Source organism: Escherichia sp. E2586, assembly GCF_005781105.1.
Taxonomy (GTDB): domain Bacteria; phylum Pseudomonadota; class Gammaproteobacteria; order Enterobacterales; family Enterobacteriaceae; genus Escherichia.
Genome location: NZ_VATN01000009.1, coordinates 479,864 through 499,677 on the forward strand (window position 1 = coordinate 479,864; position 19,814 = coordinate 499,677).

Annotated in this window: 19 protein-coding genes; 10 read left to right on the forward strand and 9 right to left on the reverse strand. The window is 50.0% G+C overall.

What is annotated here, in order from left to right:
* Window position 1: 1 nt before the first annotated feature.
* Window positions 2-1,192, reverse strand: a complete 1,191-nt coding sequence (gene ydeA, locus FEK50_RS12280; RefSeq protein WP_130260618.1) for an L-arabinose MFS transporter — start codon at window positions 1,190-1,192, stop codon at window positions 2-4.
* A gap of 88 nt (window positions 1,193-1,280) precedes the next feature.
* Complete coding sequence (locus FEK50_RS12285; RefSeq protein WP_130219101.1) at window positions 1,281-2,162, reverse strand: LysR family transcriptional regulator; 882 nt, start codon at window positions 2,160-2,162, stop codon at window positions 1,281-1,283.
* Window positions 2,163-2,262: 100 nt separating this feature from the next.
* On the opposite strand from FEK50_RS12285, the gene sad reads away from it, so the two are divergent.
* From sad to FEK50_RS12315, 6 genes are all read left to right on the forward strand, one after another.
* Window positions 2,263-3,651, forward strand: a complete 1,389-nt coding sequence (sad, locus tag FEK50_RS12290; RefSeq protein ID WP_131161904.1) for a succinate-semialdehyde dehydrogenase — start codon at window positions 2,263-2,265, stop codon at window positions 3,649-3,651.
* Between the two features lie 63 nt (window positions 3,652-3,714).
* A complete protein-coding gene (gene glsB / locus FEK50_RS12295) occupies window positions 3,715-4,641 on the forward strand; it encodes a glutaminase B (RefSeq protein WP_130260621.1) in 927 nt (308 codons plus the stop codon).
* Complete coding sequence (locus tag FEK50_RS12300; protein ID WP_001191034.1) at window positions 4,641-5,000, forward strand: DUF4186 domain-containing protein; 360 nt, start codon at window positions 4,641-4,643, stop codon at window positions 4,998-5,000. Before glsB ends, FEK50_RS12300 begins: the two co-directional genes overlap by 1 nt.
* Window positions 5,001-5,138: 138 nt before the next feature.
* Entirely contained in the window at window positions 5,139-6,557 is a 1,419-nt protein-coding gene (locus FEK50_RS12305; protein ID WP_131161903.1) for a diguanylate cyclase, read from the forward strand.
* A gap of 245 nt (window positions 6,558-6,802) precedes the next feature.
* Entirely contained in the window at window positions 6,803-8,254 is a 1,452-nt protein-coding gene (gene uxaB, locus FEK50_RS12310; RefSeq protein WP_131161902.1) for a tagaturonate reductase, read from the forward strand.
* A gap of 196 nt (window positions 8,255-8,450) precedes the next feature.
* Window positions 8,451-9,365, forward strand: coding sequence for a bestrophin family protein (locus FEK50_RS12315; protein ID WP_130260624.1), 915 nt, complete (start codon window positions 8,451-8,453; stop codon window positions 9,363-9,365).
* 3 nt (window positions 9,366-9,368) lie between these two features.
* Here FEK50_RS12315 and tam read toward each other — a convergent pair whose 3' ends face one another.
* From tam to lsrA, 7 genes are read right to left on the reverse strand one after another with little or no spacing between them, the layout of a single operon-like run.
* A complete protein-coding gene (gene tam, locus FEK50_RS12320; protein ID WP_131161901.1) occupies window positions 9,369-10,127 on the reverse strand; it encodes a trans-aconitate 2-methyltransferase in 759 nt (252 codons plus the stop codon).
* Between the two features lie 56 nt (window positions 10,128-10,183).
* Window positions 10,184-10,474, reverse strand: coding sequence for a (4S)-4-hydroxy-5-phosphonooxypentane-2,3-dione isomerase (gene lsrG / locus FEK50_RS12325; protein ID WP_130209237.1), 291 nt, complete (start codon window positions 10,472-10,474; stop codon window positions 10,184-10,186).
* A gap of 23 nt (window positions 10,475-10,497) precedes the next feature.
* A complete protein-coding gene (gene lsrF, locus FEK50_RS12330) occupies window positions 10,498-11,373 on the reverse strand; it encodes a 3-hydroxy-5-phosphonooxypentane-2,4-dione thiolase (protein ID WP_000774178.1) in 876 nt (291 codons plus the stop codon).
* 26 nt (window positions 11,374-11,399) lie between these two features.
* Complete coding sequence (gene lsrB / locus FEK50_RS12335; protein ID WP_131161900.1) at window positions 11,400-12,422, reverse strand: autoinducer 2 ABC transporter substrate-binding protein LsrB; 1,023 nt, start codon at window positions 12,420-12,422, stop codon at window positions 11,400-11,402.
* An 11-nt stretch (window positions 12,423-12,433) separates the two neighbouring features.
* A complete protein-coding gene (gene lsrD, locus FEK50_RS12340) occupies window positions 12,434-13,426 on the reverse strand; it encodes an autoinducer 2 ABC transporter permease LsrD (RefSeq protein ID WP_130209233.1) in 993 nt (330 codons plus the stop codon).
* Window positions 13,426-14,454, reverse strand: coding sequence for an autoinducer 2 ABC transporter permease LsrC (gene lsrC / locus FEK50_RS12345; RefSeq protein ID WP_131161899.1), 1,029 nt, complete (start codon window positions 14,452-14,454; stop codon window positions 13,426-13,428). Before lsrC ends, lsrD begins: the two co-directional genes overlap by 1 nt.
* Window positions 14,448-15,983 carry an autoinducer 2 ABC transporter ATP-binding protein LsrA gene (lsrA, locus tag FEK50_RS12350; RefSeq protein ID WP_131161898.1) on the reverse strand — a complete coding sequence of 512 codons (1,536 nt, stop codon included), beginning with the start codon at window positions 15,981-15,983 and terminating at the stop codon, window positions 14,448-14,450. Before lsrA ends, lsrC begins: the two co-directional genes overlap by 7 nt.
* Window positions 15,984-16,231: 248 nt before the next feature.
* Between lsrA and lsrR the strand changes: the two genes are divergently transcribed.
* The 4 genes from lsrR to FEK50_RS12370 all read left to right on the forward strand — a co-directional run.
* Window positions 16,232-17,185, forward strand: coding sequence for a transcriptional regulator LsrR (gene lsrR, locus FEK50_RS12355; protein ID WP_130260630.1), 954 nt, complete (start codon window positions 16,232-16,234; stop codon window positions 17,183-17,185).
* Between the two features lie 78 nt (window positions 17,186-17,263).
* On the forward strand, window positions 17,264-18,856 hold the full coding sequence (lsrK, locus tag FEK50_RS12360; protein ID WP_131161897.1) for an autoinducer-2 kinase: 1,593 nt from the start codon (window positions 17,264-17,266) through the stop codon (window positions 18,854-18,856).
* Window positions 18,857-19,221: 365 nt separating this feature from the next.
* Window positions 19,222-19,488: a type II toxin-antitoxin system antitoxin HipB gene (gene hipB, locus FEK50_RS12365; RefSeq protein WP_130260632.1), complete on the forward strand. Its 267-nt coding sequence runs from the start codon at window positions 19,222-19,224 to the stop codon at window positions 19,486-19,488.
* The coding region (locus FEK50_RS12370) for a HipA N-terminal domain-containing protein (protein ID WP_240783259.1) at window positions 19,488-19,814 on the forward strand (327 nt) is incomplete at its 3' end. The genes hipB and FEK50_RS12370, both read left to right, overlap by 1 nt.

The window sequence follows — 19,814 nt, forward strand, 5'->3', positions numbered from 1 at the left end:
ACTATTGTGTCTGTTCTTCGAGTTTCACTGGCCAGCGGCGGAATATGACAATTGACCATATTAACGCAGCGAGAGCAGGCACCGCGCCAACATAGCCAATCATCGACATCGACCAGTGAAGACTCACCTGATTACCCACCAGCGCCCCGGCGCCGATACCAATATTGAATATCCCCGAAAATAGCGCCATCGCAACGTCGGTAGCATCCGGTGCCAGCGCCAGCACTTTTACCTGCATCCCAAGGCCGATGATCATCATCGCAATCCCCCAGAAAACGCTCAGTACGCCGAGGTGCATCTCACTGTTCGCCGCAGGTAACAGTAGCGCCAGGCACACCAGCAATAACGCAATTGCCGCACTCACCAGCGTAGACGCATACTGATTGCCGAGTTTGCCGAAAATCACGCTACCAATAATGCCTGCGCCTCCGAGCATTAACAGCAATGCTGTAGCAAAATTGGCACTGAACCCAGCTACGTTTTGCACAAAAGGCTCGATATAGCTGTATGCCGTGTAATGCGCGGTAACCACCACTACCGTCAACAAATATATGCTCATCAATGCCGGGCGGCGGAACAGTTGCGGAAGACTTTTTAACGACCCGGAATGCTCGCTGGGGAGTAATGGAAGTAACTTAATCAGGCATAGCAGGGTGATAAGCGCTCCAATACCAATGGCAAAAAACGTCGTTCGCCAGCCGAAATATTGCCCCACAATTCGACCAATGGGTAAACCTAATACCATTGCCAGTGCTGTACCGGTAGCGATTAAACTCAACGCCTGCGCTCGTTTACCTGCTGGCGCCATGCGAATCGCCAGAGACGCCGTTATCGACCAGAAAATAGCATGTGCGAAAGCAACGCCGATTCGACTGATCACCAGAACGGTAAAGCTCCACGATAAAAATGACAGCACATGGCTGGCAATAAATACCACAAACAGGCAGATCAGCAATTTGCGGCGTTCAACCTGACTGGTCATTAGCATAAAAGGCAATGACATTAGCGCTACTACCCATGCATAAATGGTCAACATGATGCCGACCTGAGCAGTTTGCATGTGAAAACTTTGCGCAATGTCAGAAAGCAGGCCAACAGGGACAAATTCGGTAGTATTGAAGATGAAGGCGGCTACTGCCAGCGTAACTACCCGTAGCCACGCCACTTTGCGGGAAACAGTGTTTGTTGTCATAACAGATTATCGGGTGAGTTGCGAAAAGGTGATGAAATGATCTTAAAACGGTTAATGATGTGAATACAATGACTTTGTGATCCACATCTCATTTTGCCGCTTCATGCTGTTCCAGCGATGTGTCAAGCAGTTCAATAAACGCCTCAAGCTGACGAGTCTTCGCGCCACGACGCCAGACCAGCCATGTCGTTAACCAACGCCATTGCTCACCTAATGGCCAGGCTTCAACCTGATGATGCCCCGGCATACTTTCCAGCATGGAACGAGGAATAAGCGCAATTCCCGCTCCGGCGATTACACAGGCCAGCATACCGTGATATGACTCCATCTCATGAATTGTCCCCGGCGCTGCGCCGTCGGCATGAAACCAGCTCTCAAAGTGGCGGCGATACGAGCAGTTAGCGCGGAAGGCATAGATATTACAACCATTAACCTGACTAGCGCGGGTAACGGGAGTATGTCCTTGCGGCGTAACGATCATCAACTCCTCGCGGTACACCGGCATCCCGTCAATGGCTGTATGGTTAATCGGACCATCAATAAATGCCGCATTCAGTTTTCCCTCAAGTACACCGTCCAGCATAGTTCCGGAAGGGCCAGTGGAAAGGGAAAACTGAATTTTAGGATAACGACGGTTAAATTCTGCCAGTGTAGCTGGGATGCGTACCGCTGCGGTGCTTTCCAGCGAACCGAGAGAAAACAAGCCTTGTGGCTCATCGCCAGCAACAACATTTCGCGCTTCGTCGACCAACGCGAGAATTTGTTGGCTATAGCGCAAAAAATTATGCCCGGCAGGAGAGAGACGTAAACGCTGATTCTCGCGAATAAACAGTTCCACGCCGAGTTCTGTTTCCAGCTGGCGGATACGGGTAGTCAGGTTAGATGGCACACGATGCACTTTTGCTGCCGCCTGGGTAATGCTGCCAGCCTCGGCAACGGCGTTAAACATCTCCAGTTGGGTCAGATCCATAGCATTCTCGATTCGTGAACAAGTGACTTAATATTATTCATTTTAACGAAAGAGTAAATCTGCGTATCTTCACACCATAACTCACGAAGGAGATACCCGGATGACCATTACTCCGCTTACCCATGCTATTTCAATAAATCCAGCCAATGGCGAACAACTTTCTGCACTGCCGTGGGCTGGCGCTGACGATATTGAACACGCACTTCGGCTCGCAGCGGCAGGCTTTAGCGACTGGCGCGTAACAAACGTAGATTATCGCGCAGAAAAACTGCGTGATCTCGGTAAGGCTTTGCGCGCCCGTAGCGAAGAGATGGCGCAAATGATCACTCGAGAAATGGGGAAACCGATCAAACAGGCGCGTGCCGAAGTGGCGAAATCGGCAAACTTGTGCGACTGGTATGCAGAGCATGGCCCGGCAATGCTGAAGAGCGAACCTACGCAGGTAGAAAATCAGCAAGCGGTTATTGAATATCGTCCTATGGGGACGATCCTGGCGATTATGCCGTGGAACTTTCCGTTATGGCAGGTGATGCGAGGGGCTGTTCCCATTATCCTGGCAGGTAACGGTTATTTGCTTAAGCATGCGCCAAATGTGATGGGCTGTGCACAGTTAATTGCTCAGGTCTTTAACGATGCAGGTATCCCACAAGGCGTATATGGCTGGTTGAATGCCGACAATGACGGTGTAAGCCAGATGATTAAAGACCCGCGCATTGCTGCGGTTACCGTCACCGGAAGTGTCCGTGCGGGAGCAGCCATTGGCGCGCAGGCTGGGGCGGCGCTGAAAAAATGTGTGCTTGAACTGGGCGGTTCCGACCCGTTTATTGTGCTTAACGATGCCGATCTGGACCTGGCCGTGAAAGCCGCGGTTGCCGGACGTTATCAGAATACCGGGCAGGTTTGTGCAGCAGCAAAACGCTTTATCCTCGAAGAGGGGATTGCCTCTGCATTTACCGAACGTTTTGTGGCGGCGGTATCGGCGTTGAAAATGGGCGATCCGAGTCATGAGGAAAACGACCTCGGACCGATGGCGCGTTTCGATTTGCGTGATGAGCTACATCATCAGGTTGAAAAATCGCTGGCACAGGGCGCCCGTCTGTTACTCGGAGGGGAAAAGGTAGCAGGCGCAGGAAACTACTATCCGGCAACGGTTCTCGCAGACGTCACGCCAGAAATGACCGCGTTTCGTGAAGAATTGTTTGGACCCGTCGCGGCAATCACCATTGCGAAAGATGCTGAACATGCACTTAAACTGGCTAATGACAGCGAGTTTGGACTTTCTGCAACCATTATTACCTCTGATGAAGCACTGGCGAAAAAAATGGCAGCACGTCTGGAATGTGGAGGGGTGTTTATCAATGGTTTCAGCGCCAGTGATGCACGGGTAGCGTTTGGCGGTGTGAAGAAGAGCGGCTTTGGTCGTGAGCTTTCCCATTTTGGGTTACATGAGTTCTGTAATATCCAGACGGTATGGAAAGACCGGATCTGACGTCACATATTTAGCTCTGTTATACTCGCAGGTCTTTTCAGACCTGCGAGCAAGGAGCAGAGAGTGGCAGTCGCCATGGATAATGCAATCTTAGAAAACATCTTGCGGCAAGTACGACCGCTAATTGGTCGGGGGAAAGTCGCGGATTATATTCCGGCACTGGCAACGGTAGAGGGTTCCCGACTGGGCATTGCTATCTGTACCGTTGACGGGCAGCTTTTTCAGGCCGGAGACGCGCAAGAGCGTTTTTCAATTCAGTCTATTTCTAAAGTGCTCAGCCTCGTTGTTGCAATGCGTCATTACTCCGAAGAAGAGATTTGGCAACGTGTAGGCAAGGATCCGTCGGGATCGCCATTCAATTCTCTGGTCCAACTGGAAATGGAACAGGGTATTCCACGAAATCCTTTTATTAATGCCGGTGCGCTGGTGGTCTGCGACATGTTGCAAGGGCGATTAAGCGCCCCACGGCAACGTATGCTGGAAGTGGTGCGTGGACTAAGCGGCGTGTCTGATATTGCCTACGATACGGTGGTAGCGCGTTCAGAGTTCGAGCATTCTGCGAGAAATGCGGCGATAGCCTGGCTGATGAAGTCGTTTGGCAATTTCCATCATGATGTGACAACAGTACTGCAAAACTACTTTCACTACTGTGCACTAAAAATGAGCTGCGTTGAGCTGGCCCGAACGTTTGTCTTTCTGGCAAATCAGGGGAAGGCTATTCATATCGATGAGCCGGTGGTAACGCCAATGCAGGCGCGACAAATTAACGCGCTGATGGCAACCAGTGGTATGTACCAGAACGCGGGCGAGTTTGCCTGGCGGGTGGGACTTCCGGCGAAATCTGGCGTTGGTGGCGGTATTGTGGCGATCGTCCCACATGAAATGGCCATTGCGGTCTGGAGTCCGGAACTGGATGACGCAGGTAACTCTCTTGCCGGTATTGCAGTACTTGAACAATTGACGAAACAATTAGGACGCTCGGTTTACTAATGCAGTCTCTTGATCCACTCTTCGCGCGTTTATCCCGTTCAAAATTTCGCTCCCGCTTTCGTTTAGGCGTGAAGGAGCGTCAGTATTGTCTGGAGAAGGGCGCGCCGGTTATCGAACAACATGCGGCGGATTTTGTCGCTAAACGTCTTGCCCCGGCCTTACCGGCGAACGATGGCAAGCAAACTCCAATGCGCGGGCATCCGGTGTTTATTGCCCAGCATGCTACAGCAACATGTTGTCGCGGCTGTCTGGCTAAGTGGCACAACATTCCGCAGGGTGTTTCGTTAAGTGAGGAACAACAACGTTATATTGTGACGGTTATCTACCACTGGCTGGTTATTCAGATGAATCAGCCATAAGAATGTCAGATTTCGACAAAGCCGTATCGGATTAATATCTTTATTTGTCACCGCTGCCAGTGAACATGCTATCCTTTATGAGAATTTACTTATTGCGTTAAAATAATTGCAGCCTGCAATTGTATGGACAGATAATTAATGCGTGTACACCCCATCTCAACTTTCCATTTGTTCCTGGAAGGCCATTTGCTACGTAACAGCATCGCGATTTTTGCGCTAACCACGCTGTTCTATTTTGTTGGTGCAGAGTTACGTCTGGTTCATGAACTCTCTCTCTTCTGGCCGCTGAATGGTGTGATGGCAGGGGTTTTTGCCCGGTATGTCTGGCTCAATCGGCTGCATTACTATGCAATCAGTTACGTGGCGATGATGGCTTATGATGCGATGACTACCGAATGGGGTTTAGTTTCACTGGTCATCAACTTGTCCAATATGATGTTTATTGTGACCGTGGCTCGGTTAGTGCTGAGGGATAAGCGACTGGGGAAAAATAAGTATGAGCCAGTAAGTGCCTTACGCTTGTTTAATTATTGCCTTATAGCCGCATTATTATGCGCAATTGTCGGGGCGGTTGGTTCAGTAAGTATTGATAGTCTGGATTTTTGGCCCTTACTTGCTGACTGGTTTAGCGAACAGTTTTCGACGGGCGTGTTAATTGTTCCGTGTATGTTGACGCTGGCGATCCCCAGGGCGTTGCCACGCTTTAAAGCAGAACAGATGATGCCGTTTATTGCGCTCATTGTATCGGTGATTGCCTCTGTGGTGATTGGCGGGGCGGGGAGTCTGGCGTTCCCACTGCCTGCATTGATCTGGTGTGCGGTACGCTATACCCCGCAGGTAACGTGTTTGCTGACTTTTTTGACGGGCGCGGTGGAAATCGTGCTGGTGGCAAATTCGGTGATAGATATCGCCGTCGGTTCGCCGTTCTCTATCCCACAAATGTTCTCCGCTCGTCTGGGGATTGCTACCATGGCAATTTGCCCAATCATGGTTTCCTTTAGCGTGGCGGCAATTAATTCGCTGGTTAAGCAAGTTTCTCTGCGTGCCGATTTTGATTTTCTCACCCAGGTTTACTCGCGCTCAGGTCTTTTTGAGGCATTAAAAAATCCGTCACTACAACAGACACAACATCTGACGGTGATGCTGCTTGATATCGACTATTTCAAAAGCATAAACGACAACTATGGTCATGAATGTGGCGATAAAGTTTTAAGCGTGTTTGCCCGGCATATACAGAAGATAGTTGGTGATAAAGGGCTGGTGGCGCGGATGGGCGGCGAAGAATTTGCTGTTGCAGTGCCTTCAGTGAATCCTGTGGATGGTCTGCTGATGGCGGAAAAAATCCGTAAAGGCGTAGAAATGCAACCGTTTATCTGGCAACAAAAAACGCTTTATTTGACGGTTAGCATTGGTGTCGGAAGTGGGAGTGCAACATTTCGTACGTTAATCGATGATTTCAACAAGTTGATGGTAGAAGCTGATACTTGCCTTTATCGCTCGAAAAAAGACGGGCGAAATCGAACCAGCACTATGCATTATGGCGAAGAAGTTGTCTGACAGGTTGTGATTTTTTGGCGGTGAACATCTAATTTGTTCTACCAATTTTGTCATTTCCCATTTTTACCGGAAATCATGATTACAAGCTTTCACTTTCCGGAACCTTGACCAACAGCACATTTTTCGCCAAAAAATGTGAATTGTTCGCCGCGAGTTGATCAAAACAGGGGTTCAGCGTATCAAAGTTTGCTAACCTGTCGTACCAATTCAAACAGGTTGTATGACTAATCAAAAGGGAACCCATTGTGAAAACACTAAATCGTCGCGATTTTCCCGGTGCACAGTATCCAGAACGTATCATTCAGTTTGGTGAAGGTAACTTCCTGCGTGCCTTTGTCGACTGGCAAATTGATCTCCTGAATGAGCACACCGATCTGAATTCTGGTGTGGTCGTAGTTCGTCCGATTGAAACTTCATTCCCGCCGTCACTGAGCACTCAGGATGGTCTGTACACCACCATCATTCGTGGTTTGAATGAGAAGGGCGAGGCGGTCAGCGATGCGCGTCTGATTCGTTCTGTTAATCGTGAAATCAGCGTCTACAGTGAATACGATGAATTCCTGAAACTGGCGCACAACCCGGAAATGCGCTTTGTTTTCTCTAACACCACCGAAGCAGGTATCAGCTACCATGCAGGCGACAAATTTGCTGACGCGCCAGCGGTAAGCTATCCGGCAAAACTGACTCGCCTGTTGTTCGAACGTTTTAGTCATTTCAACGGTGCGCTGGATAAAGGTTGGATTATCATCCCGTGTGAACTGATCGACTATAACGGCGATGCGCTGCGTGAACTGGTTCTGCGCTACGCGCAGGAGTGGGCGCTACCAGAAGCATTTATTCAATGGCTGGATCAGGCTAATAGCTTCTGTTCAACGCTGGTGGACCGTATCGTTACCGGTTATCCGCGTGATGAAGTGGCGAAACTGGAAGAAGAACTGGGGTATCACGATGGTTTCCTCGATACCGCTGAACACTTTTACCTGTTTGTAATTCAGGGGCCGAAATCTTTAGCGACTGAACTGCGTCTGGACAAATATCCGCTCAACGTGCTGATTGTTGACGATATTAAACCGTATAAAGAGCGCAAAGTGGCAATCCTCAACGGTGCACACACCGCGTTGGTGCCAGTTGCGTTCCAGGCAGGGCTGGATACTGTAGGCGAAGCGATGAACGATGCTGAAATTTGTGCATTCGTTGAGAAAGCCATCTACGAAGAAATTATTCCAGTACTGGATTTGCCACGTGATGAACTGGAATCTTTCGCCAGTGCGGTAACCGGGCGTTTCCGTAACCCGTATATTAAGCATCAGCTGCTTTCCATCGCGCTCAACGGTATGACTAAGTTCCGTACCCGAATTCTGCCTCAGTTGCTGGCAGGGCAGAAGGTGAACGGTAAACTTCCGGCCCGACTGACCTTCGCGTTAGCCGCATTGATTGCATTCTATCGTGGAGAACGTAACGGGGAAGCGTATCCGGTTCAGGATGATGCCCACTGGCTGGAACGTTATCAGCAACTCTGGAGCCAGCATCGTGACCGTATCATCGACACCCAGGAGCTGGTCGCTACTGTGCTGGCAGAAAAAGACCACTGGGAACAGGACCTGACGCAAGTGCCTGGCCTGGTCGAACTGGTTGCTAATGACCTGGATTCCATTCTGGAAAAAGGGATGCGCGAAGCTGTACGTCCGTTGTGCTAATACTCTGAACCCGGTTTCGACCGGGTTTCTTATTTCACTATATTAGTTACAACATCCTATGTGCCTTTATCATTAACAGGTGCCACATGCAGCACCTGTTAATGTTGTAAGCTTGTAGGTAATTTGTAAGTAGCATCTTGAGAATGTGATCGTAATCACGTTTAATAGGGCGACTTTTCCACGCCTGAAGATAACCATGATTGTTCGTCCACAACAACACTGGCTGCGCCGTATTTTTGTCTGGCACGGTTCAGTATTATCCAAGATATCCTCGCGCTTACTACTCAATTTTCTCTTTTCTATCGCTGTTATTTTCATGCTGCCCTGGTACACGCATCTGGGCATCAAATTCACCCTTGCACCGTTCAGCATTCTCGGTGTCGCCATCGCCATCTTTTTGGGTTTTCGTAATAACGCGGGGTATGCCCGTTATGTTGAAGCACGCAAACTTTGGGGGCAGTTGATGATTGCTTCACGGTCATTATTGCGTGAGGTAAAAACGACTTTGCCAGATTCGGCAAGTGTAAGGGAGTTTGCCCGACTGCAAATCGCCTTCGCCCACTGTTTACGCATGACGTTACGCAAACAACCACAGGCGGAAGTGCTGGCACATTATCTCAATGCCGAAGATCTTCAGCGTGTACTGGCTTCAAACACTCCAGCTAACCGTATCTTGTTGATAATGGGGGAGTGGTTGGCGGTTCAGCGACGCAATGGACAACTTTCAGATATCCTGTTTATTAGCCTCAACGATCGGCTTAATGATATTTCAGCGGTTCTGGCAGGCTGCGAGCGCATTGCCTATACGCCAATTCCCTTTGCCTACACCCTGATTTTGCATCGTACCGTTTATCTGTTTTGTATCATGCTGCCGTTCGCGCTGGTCGTGGATCTGCATTACATGACGCCTTTTATCTCTGTGCTGATTTCCTACACCTTTATTTCGCTGGATTGTCTGGCGGAAGAACTTGAAGATCCGTTCGGTACAGAAAACAACGATTTACCACTGGATGCCATCTGCAACGCTATTGAAATTGACCTGTTACAGATGAACGATGAAGCAGAAATTCCAGCGAAAATTCTTCCCGATCGCCATTACCAGCTGACGTGATAATTACTCCGTACGTCGGGCAACAATAAAAAGTCGCGGGAATGCCAGCAGTATCTGCCCGTTCTCCTGGAGTGGATACTGCTCTTCCAGCATCTGATGGTAGCGCGTAAGAAAATGCTGCTGTTCGCTCTCAGTCAGATCCTGCAACCATGGGCGTAATCCGGTTGCGGTCACCCAGTCAATAATCGCCTGGTGCGACGGCATCTGGTGATAGTAAGTGGTTCGCCAGATATCAATCTCGCATCCGGCTTCGCTCAAAATATCGTAATAAGCATGAACGCCAGCCAGCGGCTCACGCCCGCGATCTGGATAATTTTGTTCCCAGGCGACTTCGCGCATCAGCACATGGGTCGGCTCCAGCCAGTTATCTGGCATCTGTACTGCCAACACACCATGGAGATTAAGTAATGAAACCAGATGAGGAAACAATTCGTAGTGGTCGGGCAGCCATTGCAGCGAGGCATTAGCAAAAATCAGATCAAGTGCCTGTTTCGGTTGCCAGTTGCGGATGTCTGCTTCCACAAACTGACACTTTGGAAGAGCACTGCGCGCTTCGGCAATCATCGCCGGAGACGAGTCGATGCCCGTTATCCTGGCCGCAGGCCAACGTTGATGCAGCAGGGCGGTGCTGTTACCTGGGCCACAGCCAAGATCGGCAACGTATTCGACATTCTCCAGCGGCACTCTGGCAAGCAGCTCCACCGCCGGACGCGATCGTTCAGCGGCAAAGAGCAGATATAAAGAGGGGTTCCAGTCAGACATTTTTTTACTCCCGTCAGCGCGTTACCCCAATTGTAGATAAAACTGATGAATTCGCCTCACGGCATCAACCCATTGAACACACGTTTTTTACGCGGCCCGGTCATTAGCGCTTCCAGTTTCGCGACACAGGTTTTGTAGTGGGGCGTAGTTTTATGGAACGCCACTGCGTCTTCATCTTTATAGGCTTCGTAAATATAAAAGCGCGAATTCACTTCCGGGTCCTGTAAGACATCGAAGCGCAAATTACCTTCTTCCTGTACCGAGCCCAGGTGGTTCTGGCGAAAGACCTCGATAAACTCGTCAACCTTGTCTTCATGAACGTTAATTTCAACCAGTGTGACGTGCATGATTCTTCTCCTTAAATCCGCAGTTACTGTTTTTCACTCAGATAGAGTTCATATGCCCGATCAGCCGTTTCGTTATGGTGAACCACCGCCTGTACGGCTTTCATCATCGCCACCGGATGGTCTGACTGGAAAATATTTCGCCCCATATCCACACCAGAAGCGCCCTGATCGATAGCCTGCCAGCACATTTCCAGCGCTTCGCGCTCCGGTAATTTTTTACCGCCAGCAATAACAATAGGTACCGGACATCCGGCAACAATCCGTTCAAAACCTTTATCGACATAATAGGTTTTGATAATTTGCGCCCCCATTTCAGCGGCGATTCGGGTCGCGAGCGAGAAATAACGCTGATCGCGCACCATATCTTTGCCCACGCCAGTGACTGCCATGGTCGGCATTCCCACTTTCATTCCAGCATCGACCAACTGAATAATATTTTTGATCGACTGATGTTCATATTCGCTGCCGATATAAACCTGCGCCGCCACCGCACAACTGTTCAGGCGCACGGCGTCATCCATCGATAACGCCACTGCTTCATTACTTAATTCCGCAAGGATAGAGTTCGCACCTGACGCCCGCAGTACCACTGGCTTATTGGTCGCGGGTGGCACCACGCTGCGTAAAATACCGCGTGTACACATTAATACATCGGCATGTTCAAACAGTGGGGCGATATTTATATCAATGCGTTCAAGTCCGGTAGTCGGCCCCTGAAAATAACCATGATCAAAGGCCAGCATCACGGTTTTACCCGTTTTCGGATTAAATATCCGCGATAAACGAGACTGCATTCCCCAGTCCAGAGCACCGCAACCTTTGAGGGTAAAAGGGATATTTTGTTGCGGCTGATCGGTGCGAAAATCTTTACCATCTTTAATATCGTCTAAATCTGCCATAACTTACTCCGGTTAAGTAATGCACATCAGAAATCGTATTTGCCGATATTTTCTTTATTGAAAACCACGCGCTCCGGTAACAGTACAATGCCATTACCATCCGCTTCGTAGTCATAGCCCTGAACGCTGTTTGGCGAGACTTCCACCTGACCTACGCCCTGAATATCCAGCTTGTCGCCCGTTTTCATTGCACCTTTTTTCAATAATGCATCTGCGACATAGACCGAAATTTTGCCTTGCTGAACCACATCCCACAGGCCAAATTCTTTCACCGTGCCGCGCTCTACATACGGACGCATCACATTTGGCGTACTGAATCCCACAATCGCAACTTTGTCATTTTTCAGGTTTTCAGCGGCTTGCGCGGCAGCAGGCAGGGCGTTGGCGTCGGGGGCGATAATGACATCGAGATCGCTATAGGCTTTTAATATCCCCTCGGCAGTTTGTAATGACTTGGTGGCATCGTTATAGCCAAACTGCGTAGTGACAATTTCCCAGCCTGGATGTTCTTTGGCGATTTTCGCTTTCGCTTCTTTCACCCACTGGTTTTGGTCGGTAACCGTGGGGCTGGAGTAGAAAAACGCGACTTTGTCTTTGTCTTTATTTACCTGGCGCGCCGCCATATCCACCAACATACCTCCCAACTGGGCGGGCGTTCCCTGGTTAATGTAGTAAGAACGGCACTCCGGTTTGGTGTCAGAATCCCAGGTAAGTACTTTCACCCCACGTTGCATGGCGCGTTTCAGCGCCGGGCATAAACCATCTGGCGAAACCGCAGAAACGATAATGGCGTTATATCCCTGATTGACGAAGTTATTAATCAACTGTACCTGACCAGAAACACTGGGTTCTGTCGGCCCGTCGTAGGTCACATCAACGCCCAACTCTTTACCCGCTTGTTGTGCGCCGTTGCCACCGCTGGTAAAAAATCCCACGCCAACCAGTTTGGGAATAAATGCAATACGCTCTGCGGCCTGCACATTCATAGAGATTGCGGCAATGCCAAGGGCGCTAAGTAAGGCGATTTTCTTAAAGCGATGAAGTGTCATGAAGATATCCTTTATGGCAATGGGTTATTGGCCCGACGCGCCAGCCACTCTTTAATTTGCTGGCGATGCAGGCTAACGGAACGACCAACGACAACGACGATAAGCAGCGCACCGGAAAGGGCGCTGGACACCTGATTTGGCACTCCTGCCATTTGCAAACCTTGTTGCAAATATCCCACTAATAAAACCGCAATGGCGGTGCCGATAATGGAACCGGAGCCACCATAAATATTGGCACCGCCGAGCACCACTGCGGTGATGGCGGGCATCAGAAACGACGCACCGAGATCGGAACGCGCGGAACCAAAATACGACACTAGCAGCACAGCGGCGACCGCAGACGCCAGCCCTGTCATGGCATAGAGCGCACATAAGGTACGGTTAACTGGAATCGCGCTATAAACCGCCACGCGTGGGCTTTGCCCAATCAAAAACACGTTACGTCCGGCATGGGTTTTATGCAGCCACAGCCAGAAAACGAGGAGACATATCAGGAAGATAATCAGCGGAACAGGGAGTCCCAGCACATCCAGGTTAGCGAAATCAGTAAACGCCATCGGGAATCCACCAATACCTTCGTACCCTGTCGCTCCGGCCATCCCGGAAAGCAGCAGAGCGCTTCCGGCAAACAGATACAGTGTGCCAAGCGTAATCACCAGCGGGTTAACTTTGGTATAGATGATTAATCCGGCGTTGATCAGCCCGCACAATGCGCCGAGCAGTAATGTCAGAAGAATCGCCAGTGGCATCGGCACACCACTTTGAAACAGTACGCCCAATGCAATGGCGCAGAGGCCGATGGTCGAACCAAACGAAATATCGATCCCGCCACTGACAATCACCATCGTCAGCGGTAGGGCGACAATGCCAATGCAGATAAAGTCACTGGTGCTGAACAGCAACATATTGAGATCTAACATCCGCGAGTTAATTGCACCAAATGCGACGATCTCAATAACGAGCAGTGCGGCAAGGGCCAGTTCCCAACCGTAGCGAATACGCATTACGCGGCCTCCCGTTTTTTACCTGACGAAGCGGGTTTAACGGATGGCGGTTGCGTCATAAAGCGGGCATATTTTTGCCGCCGCAGATTACGTTCCAGCGCGCAACGCAGGCGTCCATCAAACACCAGCACCGCCAGCAGAACCAGGCCCGCGATAAAATCATTCCACCATGCCGGAATGCGCAACAGCACCAGTACGCTATCGATCTGCGTCAGGAACCAGGCGCCGAGCACCGCTCCGATAATCGCGCCGGAACCGCCGAGCAAACTAATGCCGCCCAGCACGCAGGCAGCGATAGCTTTCATTTCCAGCCCGGTGCCGGTCTGATTAGGGATAAACCCAATCTGCGAAGCAAACACAATCCCCGCCAGTGCCGCCATGCAGCCGTTCAACGAAAATGCCACAATCCGAATGGCTTCTGTACGAACGCCCAATTGACGAGCGCCCTGTAAATTATCGCCCGTGGCATAAAAACTGCGTCCAAACGCCGTCTTCGCCAGCAGCCAGGCCATAAATGCCACCAGAATTATCGTCAACCAACCAATCGCGGAAACGCCAAACAGTAGCGGGGCGGAGAGTTGTTTCAGTTCGGCGGGTAACCCTTCAATCCATTTACCGCCAGTCCACAGCAGCATGATGCCTCTGTACAATCCTAATGTACCGAGCGTAGCGACAATGGCAGGGATCTTTAGCCACGCGACCAGTACACCGTTGAAAAATCCCGCGAGCAAGCCGAGCAGTAACGTCGCGACACAAGCAACAGGCAGTGAATACCCCGCATTCAGTAATATCCCCAATAGCACCGCGCACATACCCGTAATTGAGCCTACCGAAACATCAATATTGCGCGTCAGCATCACCAGCGTCGCGCCCATCGCCAGCAGGATCAAGATTTGTGCGCTGCTATAAACCATGGTCAGCGTTTGCAGACTTAAATACTGACGGTCGAGAAAATCTGGCAACAAAAACAGCAGCACCACCGCCAGCAGTGCCGTGATTTCACGGTTGTTCTGAATAAACTTCAGCATGACGCCTCCTGACGCTGACTATCGCAGAAGGCAACGCGCATAATGGTCTCGACATTAATATCGCGCCCGGTCAGTGCCGAGTGGGTAATTTCACCCTGATGCATCACATACACGCGGTCAGCCATCAGTTCGATCTCTTCCAGATCGGAGGAAATAAGCAGCACAGCCACATTTTGTGCGGCGATGCTGCGCAACAGCTGGTAGATATCATTACGCGCCGAGACATCTACGCCGCGCGTCGGCTCATCAACAATCAATACTTGCGGCGAAGCTTCCAGACATTTGGCAATCAGGATTTTTTGCTGGTTGCCACCGGATAAAGTTCGTGCAGCTTGTTCCGATTCGTTAAATTTAATATTCAGCGCGCGACGATATCGTTCCAGTGTGGCGTTATCTTTCGCGGTTTTTGCCCAGAATCCGCGTTGATTATGGGTGAGGGCGCAGACGTTCCACGCCAGCGAAGCATCGAGATTCAATCCTGAGGACTGGCGATCTTCTGGTAGATAAACCAGACCGCAATGCAAACGTTCTCCGGTAGATAATTTATTGATCTCTTTACCATTCAACATGATGCACCCGCCACGCAAAGGCCGCAGACCATATAACGTTTCTGCCAGTTCAGTGCGCCCGGCCCCCACTAGCCCAGCCAGGCCAAGAATTTCTCCGGCATTCAGCGTAAAACTGACATTCATAAAACCTTCGCCAGTCAGATTTTCCAGCGCCAGTACCGATGTTCCAGCTGCATGTTGTGGGCGATTACCGGGCAACTCCAGCCATAACTTTTGACTGGCTGAGAGAGATTTTTCCCGCGTTGCTGGCGTAATGGCCTGAATGATGTCGTCGGTAGACAGCTCACTGGTTTTGCCACTTAACGCGATAGTTCCGTCGCGCATCACGCTAATCCGATCGGCAATCTGGCGAATTTCCGGCAGCTTATGTGAGATAAAAACAATGCCCACGCCAGTGGCGAGTAGTTCCCGCAAACGGCCAAACAAGCGTTCGGTTTCCGCAGGGGTAAGCGACGCTGTAGGTTCATCGAGAATAAGAATTTGCGAATCGCGCATCAGACCGCGCAGGATTTCCACCATTTGGCGGTCGGCAACATCCAGTGAGCCCGCCAGACTATGCAGATCAAACTGGCAGCCCAGCGCCGCCAGCAAGTTCTTCATTTTCTGCATAGAAAGCTGTTTTTTTGCCAGCCCATACAGGATGTTTTCTTTTATCGACAGACTTGGGAAAAGCAGCGGTTCCTGGGGAACGAGATAAATACCCAACTGATGAGCATGAACTGGCGTTAATCTGGTGTAGTTGTTGCCCCCAATCTCCAGCGTACCGCTATCAGCAGGGGTAATACCGGCGATGATTTTCATTAGCGTCGATTTACCCGCGCCGTTACCGCCGAGCAGGGCGTGGACTTCCCCCTGATGCAACGTAAAATCGATGCCTTTCAGGACATTAACCCCTGAATACTGTTTATAAACCGAGCGGGCGCAAAGTAGCGGTAACGCGCGGGTATCACTCGTTTGCATATTTCCCCCATTCAGTTTTGCAGGTGAGTTTTGAACAAATGTATTTTTACTTTTAATTTGTTCATAACCTTAGGTGGCTATTGCGCATAATTCCGACGAATAGATCACAATTTATGCTATTTTGATTTTTATGGTTGCGTTTGTTCATTGCTGTTTGACCAAACTGTGGTGGCTATCACAGATATAAGCGCGCAATAACTGAACAATTGCATTAAAGATTTAAATATGTTCAAAGTGAAGAATGAATTATGACAATCAACGATTCGGCAATTTCAGAACAGGGAATGTGTGAAGAAGAACAGGTCGCGCGGATCGCGTGGTTTTACTATCACGACGGGCTGACTCAGAGCGAGATTAGCGATCGCCTCGGGCTAACGCGTTTGAAAGTGTCGCGGTTACTGGAGAAAGGGCATCAGTCCGGCATTATTCGCGTGCAGATTAATTCTCGCTTTGAAGGCTGTCTGGAATATGAAACGCAATTACGTCGCCAGTTTTCATTACAGCATGTGCGGGTGATCCCTGGACTCGCAGATGCAGATGTCGGCGGGCGCTTAGGAATCGGCGCAGCGCATATGTTGATGGGATTGCTCCAGCCACAGCAAATGCTGGCGATTGGCTTTGGCGAGGCAACGATGAACACGCTGCAACGCTTAAGTGGGTTTATTTCGTCACAGCAAATCCGCCTGGTCACGCTCTCCGGTGGTGTCGGCTCTTATATGACAGGCATCGGGCAACTTAACGCAGCGTGCAGCGTAAACATCATTCCGGCGCCATTACGGGCATCTTCGGCTGAAATTGCCCGAACGCTGAAAAATGAAAACTGCGTCAAAGATGTCCTGTTAGCCGCACAAGCTGCGGATGTGGCCATTGTCGGCATTGGCGCAGTGAATCAAAAAGAGAATGCGACGATTATTCGCTCCGGTTATATCAGCCAGGGCGAACAGTTAATGATTGGTCGAAAAGGGGCCATTGGCGATATTTTAGGTTACTTTTTTGACGCTAAAGGTGACGTTGTCACGGATATCAAAATACATAACGAACTGATTGGCTTACCTTTAACCGCGATGACAACTATTCCAACTAGAGTAGGTGTCGCAGGGGGCGAAAATAAAGCCGAAGCGATCGCCGCTGCGATGAAAGGCGGCTACATCAACGCGCTGGTTACCGACCAGGATACTGCCGCTGCGATTTTACGTGGTTAATTTAGCATCACCTTATTACCGGGAACGATGGAGAACGTATAGAGGAACAGACAGAACGCTTAAGCCGAGGACAATCTAATGGCTCGACTCTTTACCCCTTCAGAATCAAAGCATTACCTGATGGCGCTGGACGCAGGCACCGGAAGTATTCGGGCTGTGATTTTCGACCTGGAAGGCAATCAAATCGCAGTAGGACAGGCGGAGTGGCGGCATCTGGCAGTACCTGACGTTCCCGGTTCAATGGAATTTGATCTGAATAAGAACTGGCAACTGGCGTGCGAATGTATGCGCCAGGCGTTACATAATTCTGGTATCGCGCCGGAATATATTGCTGCCGTTTCGGCATGTTCGATGCGCGAAGGTATTGTTTTATATAACAATGAAGGAACACCGATCTGGGCCTGCGCCAATGTGGATGCCAGAGCGGCGCGGGAAGTCAGCGAACTTAAAGAACTGCATAACAATACCTTTGAAAACGAAGTTTATCGCGCGACCGGACAAACGTTGGCTTTAAGCGCCATTCCCAGATTACTTTGGCTGGCGCATCATCGTTCTGATATCTACCGACAAGCGTCGACCATCACCATGATCAGCGACTGGCTGGCCTATATGTTAAGTGGGGAACTGGCGGTCGATCCGTCTAACGCAGGCACCACGGGACTTCTCGATCTAACCACCCGTGACTGGAAACCTGCATTGCTGGATATGGCCGGACTGCGGGCTGATATTCTTTCTCCTGTCAAAGAAACCGGCACATTGCTGGGCGTGGTAAGTTCACAAGCTGCGGAACTTTGCGGCCTGAAGGCTGGCACTCCGGTGGTCGTGGGAGGAGGGGACGTACAGCTTGGTTGCCTGGGATTAGGTGTAGTGTGCCCGGCACAAACTGCCGTACTTGGCGGCACATTCTGGCAGCAAGTTGTAAACTTAGCCGCGCCGATGACAGACCCAGAAATGAACGTGCGCGTTAATCCCCATGTTATTCCTGGCATGGTACAAGCTGAATCTATAAGCTTTTTTACCGGACTCACCATGCGCTGGTTCCGCGATGCTTTCTGTGCCGAAGAAAAACTGATTGCCGAACGTTTAGGTATCGACACTTACACGCTGCTTGAAGAGATGGCCAGCCGGGTGCCGCCTGGGTCGTGGGGCGTGATGCCGATATTCTCCGACAGAATGCGCTTTAAAACCTGGTATCACGCAGCGCCTTCCTTTATTAACTTGTCCATTGATCCGGATAAATGTAACAAAGCGACGTTGTTCCGCGCGCTGGAAGAAAATGCGGCGATTGTATCGGCGTGTAACTTGCAGCAAATTGCTGATTTCTCGAATATTCATCCTACATCGCTGGTCTTTGCAGGCGGAGGTTCAAAAGGGAAATTATGGAGTCAAATTCTCGCTGATGTCGCGGGATTACCCGTTAATATTCCGGTGGTCAAAGAAGCCACCGCATTAGGATGTGCCATTGCAGCTGGCGTCGGTGCCGGGATTTATTCATCAATGGCAGAAACTGGAGAACGTCTTGTACGCTGGGAACGGACGCATACACCAGACCCGGAAAAGCATGAACTTTATCAAGATTCACGCGATAAGTGGCAGGCTGTATATCAGGATCAACTGGGGCTGGTTGATCACGGACTGACGACATCGTTATGGAAAGCGCCTGGGTTATAGTTTTATTGACAGCCACATCCTGATAACCGTGGCTGTTAATTTTTGAGTATCGGTATTCCTATTTCTTTTCTTTATTAGGATTAGGTGATAACGGCTGGGCATGCCGGGAGTGAAATATATCTGCTAAACCGTATCAAGCCGCATGCCGAAGATGGTATGCGGTTTAGTATTGACGACTTTAGTCAGCAACCTCAAATGGCACATCAGCGCCGTTTTTTAATCCTCCATTTTATCCGCGATCGCGGATATCGCAGCGTTTATCCCGTAGAGCGGATAAAATGCGTTTACAGATTGACTTTATCCTCACTAAGGGATAAAACTGACAATATCCCCTTGAGCGGATAAACTTCTTGTGGACGTATGGCATGATGAGCTTTCCGATGATCTATAGCCCAACGCAATTAGCGAATGCAATGAAACTGGTTCGTCAGCAAAATGGCTGGACGCAGAGCGAGCTGGCGAAAAAAATCGGCATTAAGCAGGCGACGATTTCGAATTTCGAGAATAATCCCGATAACACCACGCTGACGACATTTTTTAAGATATTACAGTCACTTGAACTCTCAATGACGCTATGCGACACGAAAAACGCTGCGCCAGAATCAACACAACAGCAAGATCTGGAGTGGTAATGCCTAAACTTGTCACTTGGATGAACAACCAGCGGGTAGGCGAGTTAACGAAGTTGGCCAATGGCGCGCACACTTTTAGGTATGCGCCGGAGTGGTTAGCCAACCGTTATGCCAGGCCGTTGTCGCTATCGCTGCCATTGCAGAGGGGGAATATCACCTCTGATGCCGTGTTTAACTTCTTCGATAACCTGTTACCCGATAGCCCGGTTGTACGCGACCGGATCGTTAAACGTTATCATGCTAAATCCAGACAACCGTTTCTAAATGGGTTAAAAGTGACATTAGAATATTGTAGTTACAATGTTTGTCAAAGCTCAGTGAAAATG

Coding starts and splice junctions, on each gene's coding strand:
- FEK50_RS12305 (WP_131161903.1), top strand. CDS start 5,139: ATGCGTGTACACCCCATCTCAACTTTCCATTTGTTCCTGGAAGGCCAT.
- lsrC (WP_131161899.1), bottom strand. CDS start 14,454: ATGCTGAAGTTTATTCAGAACAACCGTGAAATCACGGCACTGCTGGCG.
- tam (WP_131161901.1), bottom strand. CDS start 10,127: ATGTCTGACTGGAACCCCTCTTTATATCTGCTCTTTGCCGCTGAACGA.
- lsrR (WP_130260630.1), top strand. CDS start 16,232: ATGACAATCAACGATTCGGCAATTTCAGAACAGGGAATGTGTGAAGAA.
- lsrK (WP_131161897.1), top strand. CDS start 17,264: ATGGCTCGACTCTTTACCCCTTCAGAATCAAAGCATTACCTGATGGCG.
- FEK50_RS12315 (WP_130260624.1), top strand. CDS start 8,451: ATGATTGTTCGTCCACAACAACACTGGCTGCGCCGTATTTTTGTCTGG.
- lsrF (WP_000774178.1), bottom strand. CDS start 11,373: ATGGCAGATTTAGACGATATTAAAGATGGTAAAGATTTTCGCACCGAT.
- lsrA (WP_131161898.1), bottom strand. CDS start 15,983: ATGCAAACGAGTGATACCCGCGCGTTACCGCTACTTTGCGCCCGCTCG.
- hipB (WP_130260632.1), top strand. CDS start 19,222: ATGATGAGCTTTCCGATGATCTATAGCCCAACGCAATTAGCGAATGCA.
- lsrD (WP_130209233.1), bottom strand. CDS start 13,426: ATGCGTATTCGCTACGGTTGGGAACTGGCCCTTGCCGCACTGCTCGTT.
- FEK50_RS12300 (WP_001191034.1), top strand. CDS start 4,641: ATGCAGTCTCTTGATCCACTCTTCGCGCGTTTATCCCGTTCAAAATTT.
- lsrB (WP_131161900.1), bottom strand. CDS start 12,422: ATGACACTTCATCGCTTTAAGAAAATCGCCTTACTTAGCGCCCTTGGC.
- lsrG (WP_130209237.1), bottom strand. CDS start 10,474: ATGCACGTCACACTGGTTGAAATTAACGTTCATGAAGACAAGGTTGAC.
- sad (WP_131161904.1), top strand. CDS start 2,263: ATGACCATTACTCCGCTTACCCATGCTATTTCAATAAATCCAGCCAAT.
- FEK50_RS12285 (WP_130219101.1), bottom strand. CDS start 2,162: ATGGATCTGACCCAACTGGAGATGTTTAACGCCGTTGCCGAGGCTGGC.
- ydeA (WP_130260618.1), bottom strand. CDS start 1,192: ATGACAACAAACACTGTTTCCCGCAAAGTGGCGTGGCTACGGGTAGTT.